This is a genomic window from Halobacillus andaensis, from assembly GCF_014636475.1.
Lineage (GTDB): Bacteria > Bacillota > Bacilli > Bacillales > Halobacillaceae > Halobacillus_A > Halobacillus_A andaensis.
Genome location: NZ_BMEL01000004.1, coordinates 484075 through 499421, shown reverse-complemented (window position 1 = coordinate 499421; position 15347 = coordinate 484075). Strand labels below are relative to the sequence as shown.

Annotated in this window: 18 protein-coding genes and 1 pseudogene; 2 read left to right on the top strand and 17 right to left on the bottom strand. The window is 38.8% G+C overall.

Annotation, left to right across the window (positions count from 1 at the left end; genetic code table 11):
• Nucleotides 1–16: 16 nt before the first annotated feature.
• The 3 genes from IEV27_RS17135 to IEV27_RS19915 all read right to left on the bottom strand — a co-directional run bounded on the left by IEV27_RS17135 (nt 17) and on the right by IEV27_RS19915 (nt 1232).
• Entirely contained in the window at nt 17–622 is a 606-nt protein-coding gene (locus IEV27_RS17135; protein ID WP_229735404.1) for a serine/threonine protein kinase, read from the bottom strand.
• Nucleotides 623–901: 279 nt separating this feature from the next.
• Complete coding sequence (locus IEV27_RS17130) at nt 902–1054, bottom strand: small acid-soluble spore protein P (protein WP_188378716.1); 153 nt, start codon at nt 1052–1054, stop codon at nt 902–904.
• The gene (locus IEV27_RS19915; RefSeq protein WP_229735403.1) at nt 1047–1232 is read right to left on the bottom strand and encodes a hypothetical protein; all 186 of its coding nucleotides are present in this window, start codon (nt 1230–1232) and stop codon (nt 1047–1049) included. Before IEV27_RS19915 ends, IEV27_RS17130 begins: the two co-directional genes overlap by 8 nt.
• A 345-nt stretch (nt 1233–1577) precedes the next feature.
• Between IEV27_RS19915 and IEV27_RS17125 the strand changes: the two genes are divergently transcribed.
• Entirely contained in the window at nt 1578–1970 is a 393-nt protein-coding gene (locus tag IEV27_RS17125; protein WP_188378715.1) for a hypothetical protein, read from the top strand.
• A 15-nt stretch (nt 1971–1985) separates the two neighbouring features.
• Here IEV27_RS17125 and IEV27_RS17120 read toward each other — a convergent pair whose 3' ends face one another.
• Entirely contained in the window at nt 1986–2198 is a 213-nt protein-coding gene (locus IEV27_RS17120; RefSeq protein ID WP_188378714.1) for a YozQ family protein, read from the bottom strand.
• A 283-nt stretch (nt 2199–2481) separates the two neighbouring features.
• Between IEV27_RS17120 and IEV27_RS17115 the strand changes: the two genes are divergently transcribed.
• Nucleotides 2482–2619, top strand: a complete 138-nt coding sequence (locus tag IEV27_RS17115; RefSeq protein ID WP_188378713.1) for a hypothetical protein — start codon at nt 2482–2484, stop codon at nt 2617–2619.
• 14 nt (nt 2620–2633) lie between these two features.
• Here the strand turns inward: IEV27_RS17115 and hpaB are convergent, their stop codons facing one another.
• From hpaB to IEV27_RS17060, 13 genes and pseudogenes are all read right to left on the bottom strand, one after another.
• The gene (gene hpaB / locus IEV27_RS17110) at nt 2634–4076 is read right to left on the bottom strand and encodes a 4-hydroxyphenylacetate 3-monooxygenase, oxygenase component (RefSeq protein ID WP_188378712.1); all 1443 of its coding nucleotides are present in this window, start codon (nt 4074–4076) and stop codon (nt 2634–2636) included.
• A 109-nt stretch (nt 4077–4185) separates the two neighbouring features.
• Nucleotides 4186–5478: an isocitrate lyase gene (gene aceA, locus IEV27_RS17105; protein WP_188378711.1), complete on the bottom strand. Its 1293-nt coding sequence runs from the start codon at nt 5476–5478 to the stop codon at nt 4186–4188.
• 12 nt (nt 5479–5490) lie between these two features.
• Nucleotides 5491–5649 (bottom strand): annotated as a pseudogene (locus IEV27_RS19910) (hypothetical protein); the annotation flags it as partial.
• A gap of 12 nt (nt 5650–5661) precedes the next feature.
• Nucleotides 5662–5784: a hypothetical protein gene (locus tag IEV27_RS20005; RefSeq protein ID WP_268235666.1), complete on the bottom strand. Its 123-nt coding sequence runs from the start codon at nt 5782–5784 to the stop codon at nt 5662–5664.
• Entirely contained in the window at nt 5785–5913 is a 129-nt protein-coding gene (locus IEV27_RS20000; protein WP_268235665.1) for a hypothetical protein, read from the bottom strand.
• A 72-nt stretch (nt 5914–5985) separates the two neighbouring features.
• A complete protein-coding gene (locus IEV27_RS17095; RefSeq protein WP_188378710.1) occupies nt 5986–6111 on the bottom strand; it encodes a YhfH family protein in 126 nt (41 codons plus the stop codon).
• A gap of 193 nt (nt 6112–6304) precedes the next feature.
• The gene (locus tag IEV27_RS17090) at nt 6305–6877 is read right to left on the bottom strand and encodes a histidine phosphatase family protein (RefSeq protein ID WP_188378709.1); all 573 of its coding nucleotides are present in this window, start codon (nt 6875–6877) and stop codon (nt 6305–6307) included.
• Between the two features lie 67 nt (nt 6878–6944).
• On the bottom strand, nt 6945–8741 hold the full coding sequence (locus IEV27_RS17085) for an IucA/IucC family protein (RefSeq protein ID WP_188378708.1): 1797 nt from the start codon (nt 8739–8741) through the stop codon (nt 6945–6947).
• On the bottom strand, nt 8728–10056 hold the full coding sequence (locus IEV27_RS17080) for a lysine N(6)-hydroxylase/L-ornithine N(5)-oxygenase family protein (RefSeq protein ID WP_188378707.1): 1329 nt from the start codon (nt 10054–10056) through the stop codon (nt 8728–8730). The genes IEV27_RS17085 and IEV27_RS17080 overlap by 14 nt, the downstream gene beginning before the upstream one ends.
• On the bottom strand, nt 10037–10609 hold the full coding sequence (locus tag IEV27_RS17075; RefSeq protein WP_229735402.1) for a GNAT family N-acetyltransferase: 573 nt from the start codon (nt 10607–10609) through the stop codon (nt 10037–10039). The genes IEV27_RS17080 and IEV27_RS17075 overlap by 20 nt, the downstream gene beginning before the upstream one ends.
• Nucleotides 10599–12362: an IucA/IucC family protein gene (locus IEV27_RS17070; RefSeq protein WP_188378706.1), complete on the bottom strand. Its 1764-nt coding sequence runs from the start codon at nt 12360–12362 to the stop codon at nt 10599–10601. The genes IEV27_RS17075 and IEV27_RS17070 overlap by 11 nt, the downstream gene beginning before the upstream one ends.
• On the bottom strand, nt 12359–13894 hold the full coding sequence (locus IEV27_RS17065; RefSeq protein WP_188378705.1) for a pyridoxal phosphate-dependent decarboxylase family protein: 1536 nt from the start codon (nt 13892–13894) through the stop codon (nt 12359–12361). Before IEV27_RS17065 ends, IEV27_RS17070 begins: the two co-directional genes overlap by 4 nt.
• The gene (locus IEV27_RS17060; protein WP_188378704.1) at nt 13891–15252 is read right to left on the bottom strand and encodes an aspartate aminotransferase family protein; all 1362 of its coding nucleotides are present in this window, start codon (nt 15250–15252) and stop codon (nt 13891–13893) included. Before IEV27_RS17060 ends, IEV27_RS17065 begins: the two co-directional genes overlap by 4 nt.
• Nucleotides 15253–15347: the final 95 nt, after the last annotated feature.

Sequence of the window (15347 nt, the reverse complement as noted above, 5' to 3'; positions counted from 1 at the left end):
AAACGTAGGAATAGGTTTAAATAGGTAACAAACGTTTTCGATATAGGCGTATAATTAATTCAATAAATAAAGGAGCAAAGCGTTTAGGAAAGTAACGCTTTAAATAATAACTATAATACGCTTTTTTCAAATCCGACCAATGCGGGCATTCTTCGGACTGGGTAAATCGAACAACATCAATCACTTTTATTTTATGATCTTTGGTTAAAATAATATTTTTCAAATGAGTATCAGAGGGATTCAATCCACACTCTCGTGCATAATTTAAAGCCTCATCGACCATCGCCACCATACTTGGTGTAATCGGCACTCCGTTCACAAGACAGTCATAAAAAGTAATTCCATTTAAGTACTCAAGAACTAAGTACCCTTCCCCCACTTCAATGAGCTCAGGGTAATACACATGATTTTCTAGCTTAGAATATATATCCGCTTCTTTATGTGCAAGTTCTTTATAAGCTGGATAAAACACCTTCACTGCTAATGTGCGTGCACCCTCCAGTTTAAAGACTGCTGCACTTCTGCCCTGCCCGATTAATGAAAACTCTTCAGGAAATTCTTTCACTTTTTGATCCACAAGCCAAACACCCTGAGTCAGTTCAGCAATGCTCTTTGTTTTCATGGTCATCCCCTCTATAGAGTTCGTGTTTATTTTTATTATATCAAAATTTTCCTACCATTAACTAATATTTAAAGTAAAAAAAGACTGCACAGAGGCAGCCCTCTTTAATCATCGTCTTCGTCTTTCTCAAATTCAATAGTTTTTCCAATTTTTTTCATGAACTTTCACTTCATATTCAATATCTCCGTCTTCAAACTCAATTTCGTAATGACCATCATCACGTTCAAGTTGATGAGAAAGATAAAACCGCCAACGTGGGACGCTGACGGTTTTGTCTTTCTATAAGTCATGTGAGGAATGTTGATTTTGACGGCTATGATTATCTTGCTTTACTTGATGTGATCCATCTAATTTCTCTCCATAACCTTGTTTAGGACTCTGAGGTAAATTGGGTTGATCTTTTTGTTTTGGACCTTTTCTTCTTTTAGTCATTCATTCTTCCTCCTTCTTCTTCATTATCATTTGAAGAAGAGGTGAAAACTATCCTCAAAGTTACGTCAAAGAGAGGATAATAAACCATCATCACTATTATTAGCAGGACTTTTATGACCCCATTCGTATTTATGAACTTCCTATCTCCTTCAATAGACAGACTGCCGTTGTCATCCACTTAGAACAGGTTTCCTCCATTAAGGAAAATAAAGAAGAATCATTAAGTGAGGAAGAGATCAAAGATGTTGCTATTAAAGGTACAAAACGGTGCATTCACTTCCATCACTTCAGAAGGGAAAAACGACGAGAAGAAATTTAACGTGAAGCTGTAAAACCCGCGCAATTCTTTCTTCATCCTCTACAATTAAAACTTCAGGTTTTGTCAATAGAATGTCTCCCTTCTACCGCTGCTTATGCATAGTTTAGTACATTTCTATAAACCGACTCGTTCTCAAACCTCTTGACACTGATAATCATTATCAATTAAAATGAGATAAATCCTGCTAAAGAGGTGAAAATTTTTATGACTCAGCCCCTTATCGTTACGCAACCATTTGATCATATACAACATGCAGCCTACTCTAAATTAAAACAAACACTTACATTTAAAAAATACGACACGATTATGTTAAACGGATCGCCTCATTATTTAGATCCAGTCGGTTGGTACATTCCTTTGGCCAGTAGCACAAATACGTTCCATATGGCATCAGACAAATTAGAAGAATATTATCTCTCTGGCTATGTAACAACATATGACGACTTAGTCTTACAAAAAAATTATATTGAGTATAAGATCAATCGCTCATTAGACCTTCACGCTAAAGAGGATTTCACTCATTATACAGAACAATTAAAAGATGTAGACCAGCTTCTTACTCATTACAAAGAAAACAGAAACCCCGTTGCTCAATAAGCAGCGGGGTTTTTATTATTTACGTTTATTTATTTCTTTTCCTTTATGAGTTACTAAGTGACCATCCTTGTCCAATTGATCAACCTTAGCGTCATAAGTGCCTTCCGTTAAAGTGTCTGAAACTTGTTCATGAGTCGTGGCCAACCCTTTAGATATTTCATCATCGCGCTGATAGTCAGAAGCTTCATACTTACGATCGCCAATCGATTTTCTCTCTTCTTTTTCCATATTATATAACCTCCTCTTTATATTATTTATTTGCAAATTACGGCTGAATAAACATGGGCAAGAAGGTAAAAAATACGTACATTGTGATTTATAAGGAGAGACCCTAGTTGAAGGATTTGAGTATACAGATTCAATGATCTCGATCGCCATAGGCCGCCAGTAATTTTCTCAGTTTTTTAAACGATTGAAAACCTCTTTCTAATGAATGGTAATATAAAAGTACTGAACTTGTTTGCATAATTTACACTACTAAAACTCCATACTACGATCAGGAGGTGCACGTATGAGTAAGAAAAGCAACGCCAATAAAAGCAAAAATCCAAAAACTGTTAATCGTCAAGGACTTTCAGAAGATGTGGCTAACCAGCAGCCCGATTCTCAGTTAGAGCAAGAGGCAAAACATCACAATAAAAAAATTTAAAAAAGCTGACTTTGTTAAGTCAGCTTTTTATTTAGCATTTCTTTTACAAAAGAAATAGATGGCTCCATATCATAGGTTTGATAAATCATTTGCGAAAGCCGTACAGGATCCCCGAAGAAAAAACGTTCATATAACGTTTGTCGAGACCCGAAACTGCTCATGCAGAGGTCAAATGCCAGTTGAAAAAGCTGTACTCTTTCTTTCCCTTTAATTTCAAACCCCTGTAAATAATGATCTAAAACGTCTCCTATAGGTGAGGCAAACTGTTTTTCATCGGGCAGGTTAATCATTCCACTCGCTCCTAACAGTTGGACAATTTCTATGAACCTAGGATAGGTTTCTTGAAACTGGTTCACTGCGACATATAAAGGTGTTCGATTTGGAATCATTATCCCTCGGTCATCTTTTTCAGCTTGAAGCTCTGACGCTAATAGTAATGCTTTCCCACTTTCTAGCCCTATAATGATCTCTGAGACTTTGCTTTGAACGTGTTGGTATTCATTAATATTAATAGTGTCTACGATCAATTTAGCTACACCCAATATAAACTCTGTCTTAATGACCTGTCTCGATACAATCTGATGAAGGGCAAACGGGACAAAATTTCCATTCTTGTAAAATTCATTAGCGATTTTAATGTTGTCATAAAAAAACACACGATCCCAAGGTACCAGCACATTATCAAAAATAACGACTGTATCCATTTCTTCAAACCGTGAACTAAGTGGGGAATTATATCGTGAATGATCGGCTATTAATGACTTTCGACAAACAAATTTCACGCCCTCTGTATTACTTGGTATCGAAAAAGCAAACGCGTGCGACTGATCCTGAATACCTGGTGCAGAAAAAACAATGATTTCATCCGTAATTCCGCCCTGAGTAGCTAATAGCTTTGCTCCTTTTATAACAAGCCCCTCTTCTATTCGCTTTACTACACGAGCATTTGTCGTATCTTCGTCTGCAAAGCTCATGAGAGACCGATTGTTTTGAGGGTTAATAAACGTGTGGGTAAAAGAAAGATCATTTGAAATGGCGTATTCGTAAAACTTTGTAAGATGTTCCGGGAAACAATTCGGCTGATTTCTTAATAGATGGACTGAACTGGCAAATGCAGCAAGTGCTGTGTTCATATAATCAGGACTTCTTCCCATTAAACCGGCCGTGTAGCGAGCCCACGTCTGTATCATGTTCCGCCTTTTTTCTAGATCAGCTCTTGTTTTTGGGATTAAATATGAGATCCCGACTTTTTGGTTATTTTTATCATCAGCAAAAGTCAGGCGTTCTATAAAACTTTTTTTATGCTGCATATCATATAACTCAGCTTGACTTTTCATTACTCCTTTAAAAGCAGGGTGCTCAGAAATGTCTCCTGTCACTTTTTCTCCTGCTATCCAAACTTCTGAACCCAGCTTGTTAATCCTCTCTAAGTACTCCGCACCTGTCATAATGGTCATCACAACACCCCTGCTCCCATTAAATAAATTCAGTAGTATAGTTTATGGTTCAATAATGGAAAGGTGTCAACACAGAAAATGACCCGCCACGTATGACGAGTCATTCCTTTCATGATTTTATTGTTTCACTTTTAAATTGATCTGTTTCAGTTGACCCTTTTAGAGCCGTAGTGGAAGATGTTCCCCCTGATACAACTTGGGCTACCTCATCAAAATATCCTGTACCAACTTCACGTTGGTGTCTTGTAGCAGTATAGCCGTACTGCTCACTAGCAAATTCATTTTGCTGCAGTTCAGAGTAAGCTTCCATTCCTCGGTCTTTATATTGTCTTGCAAGTTCAAACATGCCATGATTCAACGAATGGAATCCTGCTAGAGTAACAAACTGGAACTTATATCCCATTTCAGATAGCCGTTGCTGGAACTCTGCGATTGTTTGATCATCTAGCTTACTCTTCCAGTTGAATGAAGGTGAACAATTGTATGCCAGCAATTTTCCGGGAAATTCTGCATGAATCGCGTCTGCAAATTTTTGAGCCTCTTCAATATTTGGTTCAGAGGTTTCACACCAAATGAGATCGGCATATGGAGCATATGCTAGACCTCGAGCAATGGCTTGATCAATGCCCGCATTTGTTTTATAGAAACCTTCGGCTGTTCTTTCGCCAGTTATAAACTCATGATCAACAGGGTCTACGTCGCTCGTAATTAAGTTAGCGGCATTCGCGTCTGTACGAGCAATAATAATTGTAGGTACGCCCATCGTATCAGCTGCAAAGCGGGCTGAGATTAAGTTACCTACTGCTGTTTGAGTTGGAAGAAGCACTTTTCCTCCCAAGTGACCACATTTTTTCTCCGAAGATAGCTGATCTTCAAAGTGGACAGCTGCAGCCCCTGCTTCAATCATACCTTTCATTAATTCAAAAACGTTCAGCTGGCCCCCAAACCCAGCTTCTGCATCAGCAACAATTGGCGCAAACCAATCGATTTCCTCATTCCCCTCCATATGGTGAATTTGATCAGCTCTCTGTAATGCTTGATTGATTCGTTTTACCACTTGGGGAACACTATTAGCCGGGTATAAGCTTTGATCGGGGTACATATGACCGGAAAGGTTAGCATCAGCTGCTACTTGCCATCCACTTAAATAAATTGCTTTAAGTCCGGCTTTTACTTGCTGCATCGCCTGGTTTCCCGTCAGTGCGCCTAATGCATGTACATAATCCTCCTTATGTAGAAGGTTCCATAGTTTTTCTGACCCAAGTTCAGCCAAAGTATATTGAATATCAATTGACCCTCTTAGACGAATCACGTCTTCCGGCTCATAAGGGCGGGTAACCCCTTCCCACCGTTCCTTGTTTTCCCATTCTTGACGCAGCGCTTCAATTCTTTCATTTTTCATTTTTATTCCTCCTTAAATGTATGGATAAGCTTTAAGCTGTTTCTTTTCAATTTGATTAGCGTTAGGCATCCCTTGATTAAATACCTCCAACGCGTTAACAACATTGCCCGGGTGGGCGACCCATGTCCCGTCAAGACCATCATTAACCGCCCGGTATTTATCGGTGGTTACTTTTTCAAAAGCTCATTCATTTTTAGCCGAGTCACCATTAACGGGGATTTGTGCTTCCATTTCGCCTATAGCATGAACGTTTCTTCTTACTCCTTGATTCAAGTAAGTTTCTACTTCTTCTCTTTTTTGCAGCAATTAATTTCTTTCTAGTTCAAATTTACGATGAAGATGCTCTAGAAAATTTAGAGCATCTTCAGTTAAAATTTCACTGAAAAGTTCCTTCATTTCCCCTAATAATGTGATACCAGATCTTTCTGTTCTCATTCAAAAACCGCCTGTTGTTATATATTAATAAAACATATACAAATGATGTTATATAACAGTCACAACAAAAAATTATTCATCTTTTTTAGAGAGACAGTGGTTACATTCCATCAAATACGTGTAATTACCACCTTCTACTTCACTTCCACACTGGGGACAAGGTACTCCAACGTTTCTTCTTGTTTGATTTGTTTTCATTAATAACTCCTCCTTTTTATATAACAGAAATAATTTATTACTAACTGTTATAAAACAGTGTACGCTGACAAATTAAATTTTGCAACCCCTAATTTATAATTTTTTGAATTTTTAATAAAAAAGCCCGCCGTTAAGGGCGGGTTCTATAGATTCGATCTATTTTATTGATGGCATCCTCTTTTAAACCTAACGTTTAATTATGTAAGTGACTCATATCATTTATCACTTTCTTTTGCCAGGCGCCGTCATTTAGTTCTAAAATGGTTAACGACGTATTTTCTAGAGATCGTTCAATTCGTTCACCTAGCAGTTCACCAATTAAGTGTTTTAGAATAGATCCGTGGCTGACTATTAGTATACTTTTATTCTTGTGTTTGTTGGTCACTTCTTCCAGAAAGTCCAAGGCACGCTCAAGAGCCGTTTCCCTTTTCTCTATACCTAGTTCTAACTGCCGCCATTCCTCTCCCCATTTAGCAATACGTTCTTCTTCCGTCGTTCCTTCTATTAGTCCGCCTCCCACCTCGCGTAATCGCCGGTCGGTTATTAATTCTCCCGTTAATCCACCATCGATGATCTTTTGAGCGGTTTCGTGAGCTCTTGTTAAATCGCTGCTGTATACACATGACCATTTATCTTCGCGTAACTTTTCCCCTAATGCTAGAGCGTCGGCATGTCCTTGATCATCTAATGGAATATCTGAATGTCCTTGTGCTCTTCCTGCCTTATTCCAAGCTGTGCTTCCATGTCTAATCAATCCTATTCTCATGTTGATCCCTCCCTTAATTCTTATATTTTATCACAGGAAAAGTAAAGCCCTTGCCAGAGCAAGGACTTCACCTTTTCCACAGGGAAAGAGCATTGGTTACTTTCCCATATTCAGAAGCATGAGGACGATCGTCTCCATCACCATATCCATAATCCACCATTCGATTTCGATTTAAACACAGCTTTGTAAACTCCTCTTTGAAGAAATCGAAAATCTCGAAGCGCTTTTTGAGTTGCGGGAATTTTCCTTGATAATTATAAATCGATGCAGCGAGACATTTCCATACATCTCCCTCATTCATTAACTGACGGCTATCTAAAATACTTGCTAAATAGCGTAAATGGCAAATAAATAAACCTGTAAAAATAAACTGTGTTAAACCTTCAGGCGGCTCACTGCGCAGTACTTCTTTTATTTCATGAGGTAACCCTTTTAGTTCATGAAAAGGCTGATCGCTAATGTTTACATCATCAACAAAGTCCTTTACAGCAAGACGGTGAGGCTGGTGATCTTTTAAAACAATAATCGTATTCTGTCCATGTGGGGAAAACACGGTTCCATATTGATAGATGAAATGTAACAGTGGCTCCATCAGAACTTCGAATAACTTTTCTATCCATTTTTCCGGAGATAAGCCAGATGATTCAATTAAACTTTGAACATAGGGCTTGCCGTCTCGATCTTCATGCAACAATGCCGCTAAAGTGATCGCTTGTTCGCCCTCCTCAAGATAACTATAAATGCTCTCTCTCCATATCACACCGAGCATCTCAAGATATTGATAAGGAGCTTTTTTCAGTTGTTCATAATATTTGTGGGAAACATTTATACTTGCGACCTCTCCCGGAAGAATAACACGACAATCCTCTTTCAAAAATGAATCTTCTTCATAGATCCCCTTAATAAACTCAGTTATCTGAGGAGCTATTAAGGTACGTTCAGCCGGCAGTCCTCTATAGACGAGCGTATTTAATATCCCCATTGGTACTTTCACGTGTTTTTTTAAAGGATGGTCCTGATTAACAAATGTCCTAATGGATTGCTGAGGCAGATAATGATCTTCTCCTTTATCCAAAGGAATAATCAATTGATGAGCCAAGTCCTCAGAAAACTGTTGTATAATAACATTTTTCCATTGCCACTCGTGAATCGGCATAATGTAGTAATCCTCTTTTGAAGCTCCATAGTGTTCTAATTGAGAATAGAGTCTTTCCCTTTCATTCTCACTAAGCTCATTCTTTATTAAATGGTTGTAGGAAAATCCCTGTACAGATTGAAAGGATGCCCGCTTTTTATACACCGCAATCCAAAGCAGCTGAACCGGCTTCCGCCGTTCTGGAGCATAATTCAAATAATCATCGTACCCAAAACCGATCCGCCCCTTATTATACGTTATCCATGGATGACCAGACATTTCACCTTCAATTTGTGAATAGTCTTCCTTAATTAATTGATCAGAAGGGGTCGATGCTTCTTTTTGTAAATGAGCATCTGCTAATAACGTGTGATTAAGTTCCTTAACTAAATGACCCGCTGTTTCTGCAGACATCCCAATTAGAGGTTGAATATCTAATAAAAACTCTATTGCACTTGATGCTTTTCGATGTTCATCTCCTTCTACAATCTCGATGGAGTTTTCCTCGACTTGATAGCTATTAAAGTATCGAGCCTTTGCCTGAAAAGTATAATGCTTTTCTTGATGAATGGTTAATTGATAAACTGCCCATTCCCCGTCTTTCTTCAGTTGAGGCTGGATCATATCCTCATACATGTATTCTGCTATCATTTTGGCTAGTAGCTTTTGGTTCACTTTTAGCCAATCATTATGGTCAAGTACAGATTTAATTTGTTCAGCGTATAACATGAGTACCCTTCTTTCTATTCGTTTTTTCTACACCAAAAGTTTGAAAAACATAATCTTGCTGCATAGGGTAAAGCTCTTTGCCTGCTATGCTGTTTATAATTACACTATTCCGGTAAGCCCCTAGCCCAAGATCTGGTGCTCCTACCCCATGGGTGTGCATTTCTCCATTTTGCACATAAATAGAAGGATGCAGATCGCACTTCAAAGCATAGTTTTCATCCACCTCATATCTTCCCTGTTCATCCCAATAGATCTCATGGCTTAGTGGTGAAAGAAAGTGTGGAACAGCCTGTTCATATCCAGTCCCTAGAATGACAATATCACTTTCACGTTCAAACTTGTCCGTGCTAACGAGCTGTTGTCCGCTTATTTTCCATGTCTCCTCCGCTGCTTCAATCGTCTTAATTTCGGACATAGCTTGAAGATGAACATTCATTACTGCTTCACCAACAGTACCTTCGTAAAGAGCATCATAAATTTCCCCAATGGTTTCAGCACTAATTCCTTTATACAGCAAGTCTTGTTTCCTTAGCAGCTCATCTTTTTTTTCTTGAGGAAGTTTATAAAAAAAGTTCGTATAGTCCGGTGAAAAATGCTCTAGACCTAGCTTGGAGTATTCCATTGGAAAGAATCCGTGAGATCGAGTGTACCAATGGATATCCGCTGATGTGCCTCGCTGATTTATTAAATCAAGTACGATTTCAGCCGCACTCTGACCTGAACCAACGACTGTAATTGACTCTGCCCGCTCCACTATTTCTTTTTTATACATATATTCTGAAGAATGGAAGACTGAATCACCAAGTCCCTTTAAGTGGTCAGGGATTGATGGAACTGACCCTATTCCCATGGCAATATTTTTTGCATAATAAATATCTTCTCTAAGATTGGAAAGATGGCGGACTACGACTTCGTAAATTTGTGTCCCTTGACTTTCTATTGGGCGTACTTGCGTAACTTCAAAGCCAAATTGACAACTGCTTAACCGTTCAGAAACCCAGCGGCAATAGTCATTGTATTCCTTTCTTGAAATATGAAATTTCTCTAAAAAATAAAAGTGGTACATACGGCCGTTCTGTTGTAAATAGTTGAGAAAGCTATAATCACTTTTCACGTCAGCCAAGCTAACGAGATCAGCAAAGAAAGGGACTTGCAGTGTAGTGCCTTGTATCATCATCCCTGGATGCCAATTAAATTCCTGCTGTTTTTCGAAAAAGATGCCATCAATTTCATCTGTTTCTTCCGTTAATGCGGCCAGCCCGAGGTTAAATGGTCCTAAACCCACACCAATAACATCATAAATGTGTTGCGTCATTTTTCCACCTCTTTTCGAATTCTTCTCGCTCACAGAACATAAGTAAAGCTGTCTTATCAGGCAGCTCTATTTTTTTAATTTTCTTAAAGCCACATTTTTCAAATACATGAATCATTTTTTCATTTCTATGATCAGGTTCTGCAATTACTTTTTTCGTTTGCTTCCACTTAAATTGGAAATCAACCATAGCGCGAAGCAGCGGTAAAGCCAACCCTCTTCCTAAGTAATCTGCTTCTCCTATTAACAAGTGAATCCCTTGGTCAAAAGGATCTGCTTCATAATATTTTTCCACAACATCACCCTGCACCCAATAAGCTTCCCAGTAACTCATTGGATCACCATTAATCGATCCTATATAGAGAGATTGGTGGGGATCAATTCTAGCTTCACTCATGTGACTCTTCAAATTTTCCTTTGATAGGTTTAACTGCCAAAATGGAATGACATAAGGCTGATGCATCCATTTATAGATTCGAGAAAAATCTTTTTCCATATCAAAATCTCTAAACGCAATTTCACTTTTTAATTCTCTGTCCATAACATTATGCTTCATAGGAACCAACCCTGCTGACTATTGGATTACTTACTAGCGTATAGACTGATTGCGTTTCTAAGGATCCTTGTAATTCATCCATATCATGAAATCGAGTTAATAAGTTAGCTTTACACGGCAGCTTGTCCTCGTGTAAGAGACTATGAATGAGAGGGTTCGACTCATTGTGCTGTTGTAAACTTTTCCTCAGTACATCAAGTAATACTTCTTCGCTTACTAAACCGTTGCTGCCAAAACTGTTGATCAATCCAAAAATATGGTTGAAGAAAAAGTAATATATCAGCCTTTCTACTGCTACATCGCTTGTGCAAATCGTGTCACTGGATTTATTTAGAGCAGACAAATGTTGCTTAAGCTTATAAGCTTTATCTTCACTAAAGTAATAGCCTTGGTTGTCACGATAATAAAAAGCTTCTGGATAACCCTTTGAAAGTTTTACTAAAGAGTTTTGCTGATGAGCTTCGAGTGCTAATCCATAATTCTCAAATAACCAAAGTATTGGCTTGAAGGATAGAGATAAGTACTTCTCAAACCAATCTTTACTTACCTCATCCGTGCTGCGTCCTTCCTGTTGGCTGAGGTGAGTAATGATAGAGAACAACCTTGAGCTTCGTTCGTACACGTGATCCTGACAAAGGCCGGCAATCAAGGAAACATCGTTCGAGTTCTTATCTTTATAAGGGTTTTGCCGTAACACAGCATCATAGGCTGCTTTTGAATTTTTGACGTTTAATTTGATATAAGCAGGATCTTCGATTATATGAAAGCTCGGGAAATTCCTACTCACGATTTCTCCAAATTCTGTGTTGAGTAACCGTGAAATTTCTACGCCTCTGTCGAGTTCTTTTTGAAGGTTCCCTCTTAGTGAGTTGGTGATCTTTATCGGGAGCGAAAATTTAAACATATAATCTGAATGCTTATTGTATACCGTTCTAAAAGATGAAGTTGCTTTATAAGGCGAACCTATAGGTCCCAAGTAAAACAAGTCGCCTTTTTCCATTAGCTCTTTAACTTCCTTATTTTCCAGCATATCTTTTGCTTGCAGCGGATGAACCGGAAGAAGAGAATAGCCATGTTCCAGAGTTTTCCGCAGCCAATCGTTATCTACTGCAGGCTCTGCCATTAATTGATTGATTACTTCCTGTGATGCTGACCGTTCTAACGAAGAATCTTGTACAATGACTTCATTCTTCGCTTTAAAATAGTGAAGCTGGAATTCGCCTTTATATTCTGGAGAATATAAATGGTCTTCTCTTTCAGTTAGACCTTGCCTGCTTTTCGGTGTCGGGTGCATGAGGTGACCGAGCAGCAAGGATTGTTCAGCATCAATGTACTCAAAATCCGCTTCTAAGAGATGGTCTGCATCAGACTCACGTCTCCCTAAGTAATCACGAATTTTTTGGCAGCTTAAAATGACACGCAGCATAAGTTCATCCTCTGCACCTTCTCTCCCATTCTCCAGTGATAATTCCTTCAAAATCGTAGAAACCAAAGTAATGTAATCAAGCTTTACCGTAGATTGGTGATTTTTTAAGAAAAGCGGAAAATCAAACCTATGCCTTCCTGTTTGTGACCAATACTTCACAGGAGCAGCAATCGTTACTTTTTGACCTGGCAGTTCAGTTTCGAGTATTAAGCCTTCTTCATTAGAAACACTTTGATTCGTTAACTGAAAATTGTTTGTTTCTCTTAAGTAACAATTAAAAAAGCTTTGCATCGTCGCTTCTTCAGCCAGTACTTTGTAATTTTTCATATGGTTACCCTCCTGTACTCAATCTCTTCCGTCCCTAATCGGCGGATCTCTTGTAAGATACCCGTTACGTCAGACAAACTCGTTCTTGGGTTTAGGATCGTTAATTTTAAATAGACTTCCTTATTCACCTTAGTTTTAGCTACGAAAGCAGTTCCCTTATATAACAGGCGCTGCTGAATCTGCTTATTAATCTCATCTAATTCTTTGATCGGACCTTCTTTAGAATTAAATCGAAAAAGCACCGTATTCAGCTCTGGATATCGGTTGGCTCCTTCGATATCTTCCATTTCGTCAATAAGATCCGCTGATTGCTTGGCAATGACAAACGTGTGATCAATCATTTCCTGAAACTTTTTTGTTCCTACGACCCTTAAAGAAGTCCAGAGCTTTAACGCATCAAATCTTCTAGAAGTAGCTATTGTTTTATTTACTAAATGAGGGATTCCTTCTTCCTTATCTTCTTTAGGATTTAAATAATCAGCATGATGATTAAGGTATTTAAAGTTGTTTTCATCCTTTAGCAAAAACGCGCCGCAGCTAATAGGCTGATAAAATAATTTGTGAAAATCTACGGCTATGGAGTCAGCCCTTTCAATTCCGGTTAGTTTGTCGCAATGTGAGTCACTTAAAATGAGAGCTCCGCCAAAAGCAGCATCGACGTGATACCATAGTTCGTTTTCTTTTGAAAAAACAGCTAGATCTTCTAACGGATCAATGCTCCCAAAATCTGTTGTGCCGCAAGTAGCTACTAAGGCAAAAGGAAACTCACCATTTTGCCGCAGCTGATTAAATTTTTCTTCTAAATCCTGAAGAGATAACCTATGATCTTCATCTGTTTCAACTTTAACTACAGCCTCTTCGCCGAGCCCTAATTGGGAAGCTGACTTTATAACGGTAAAATGAGCCTCTTTTGAGCATAAGATCTTAAGCTTATTCGATTGCGGAGGCAGCCCTTTTTTCTGAACGTTATGGTTGAATTTCTTTTCACAATAAGAATCTCTAGCTAATAGAAGACCGATATAATTCGATTGGGTGCCTCCACTTGAAAAAGTGCCGCTTGATCCAGCTTTTAAATTAAATTGTTGAGTGAGCCACTGAATCATCTTTTCTTCTACAAAACTTGCCGACGGGCTTTGATCCCATGAGTCCATCGATTGGTTAAACATTGCAATAATAAGCTCTGCCGCTAATGTCGGAAGCAGCGGCGGACAGTGTAAATGCCCGATTGCATTTGTGTGAGTTACGTGAAGACTGTTACTTAATACAGTCTCCTCTAACTCTTTTAAATAAAGGGAAAACGACTCTCCCTGTTCACTTACGGGCTTTAACCTTTTCAATTCTCTTTCTATTTCAGCAGGTGACTTACCGCTGTAAGGCTGAGTTTGCTGCATATGAAAATCTATTAATTCGTTAGTAAGACTCTCCATCATTTCTTCAAATGCTTTAATACCTTCTTGGCCACTATGAAGAAATAAATGATCAAACGACTGCTTGTAAGCCTCTGGATCATCATTCACCTCAAATCGTCTCATTCACTCACCTCCGCTAGTTTCGCTTTTTTAATGGAATTCTTTAAAATGCTTGTTACTTCATCAATTTGTTCTTTCGTTATGATGAGTGGGGGAAGGATCCGTATGACACAACCATGTCTGCCCCCTACTTCAACAATCAGTCCGCGCTTTAGACATTCTGCTTGAATTTTACCCGCCAGTTTTGGGTTAGCGGGGTGACTCCCATTTTTTGAACGGTTTAAATCAGGCTGAACCATTTCTACACCTATCATTAACCCGCGTCCTCTAACCTCACCTATTTCTGGTGTATACTCTTGTACTTTTGAAAGTGAACGCATTAACCGTTCTCCCATTTCTGCAGCGTGAAGAGTTAGATTATGTTCCTTTATATATTTCATAGTGGCTGTTCCTGCTGCCATAGCCAGTTGATTCCCTCTGAATGTTCCTATATGCGCTCCTGGCTCCCACTGATCAAGGGACTCATCATAAACCACCACTGATAACGGCAGGCTGCCTCCTATTGCTTTCGATAAAACAATGACATCAGGCACAATGTCTGCGTGCTCGAATGCAAAGAATTTTCCTGTTCTTCCTATGCCTGTTTGAATCTCATCAATTATTAGAGGAATACCCCGCTCTTTTGTAATTCTTCTCATTTCTTTCACCCATTCGATGTCAGCAGGGATGGATCCACCTTCCCCTTGAACAATTTCGAGAATCATTGCAGCAGGGGGTAAAATTCCACTTTCAGGATCATCCAGCATATTTTCGATAAACTGACTGCTTATTTGATGGGTTTGTTCTCCTCTTAACCCGAATGGACAGCGATATTTATATGGATAAGGCATAAAGTAAGCATCCGGCATGAGGCTGTTAACCTTTTCTTTTGGTCCTCTCGTCCCGCTTATAGACATCGTTGCATGGGTAGATCCGTGATAACCACCATGGAAAGTCAATATACTTCTTTTCCCTGTCGCAGTTTTTACTAATTTCAATGCTGCTTCTATTGCATCTCCACCAGTAGGACCACAAAATTGCACTTTCGCTTTAGAAGCAAAGCGTTCTGGTAAATTTGAAAACAACTCACTCACAAAGTGTTCTTTTGTAGGAGTCGTAATATCCAACGTATGCAAAGGGGTTTGTTCGTCTAATACTCTTTTCATCGCTTCAACAACTACTGGATGATTGTGACCAAGAGCAAGTGTTCCTGCTCCTGCTAAACAATCGTAGTATGTGTTGCCATTCATATCTGTCACATTGATTCCTTCTGCTCTATCAATGGCAATTGGAATTCTGCGAGGATAAGACCTTGCGTTAGATTCTCGCTTTGATTGCGTGTTCAGTAATGAATCATTGTTCGTTGCTGCATCTATAGACATAAAAATCCTCCTAAATGAAAATCATTATCAATCGTATTGCTCTTACAGATTAATTGATAATGATTTTCATTGTCAATGATACTTATGCATCACTC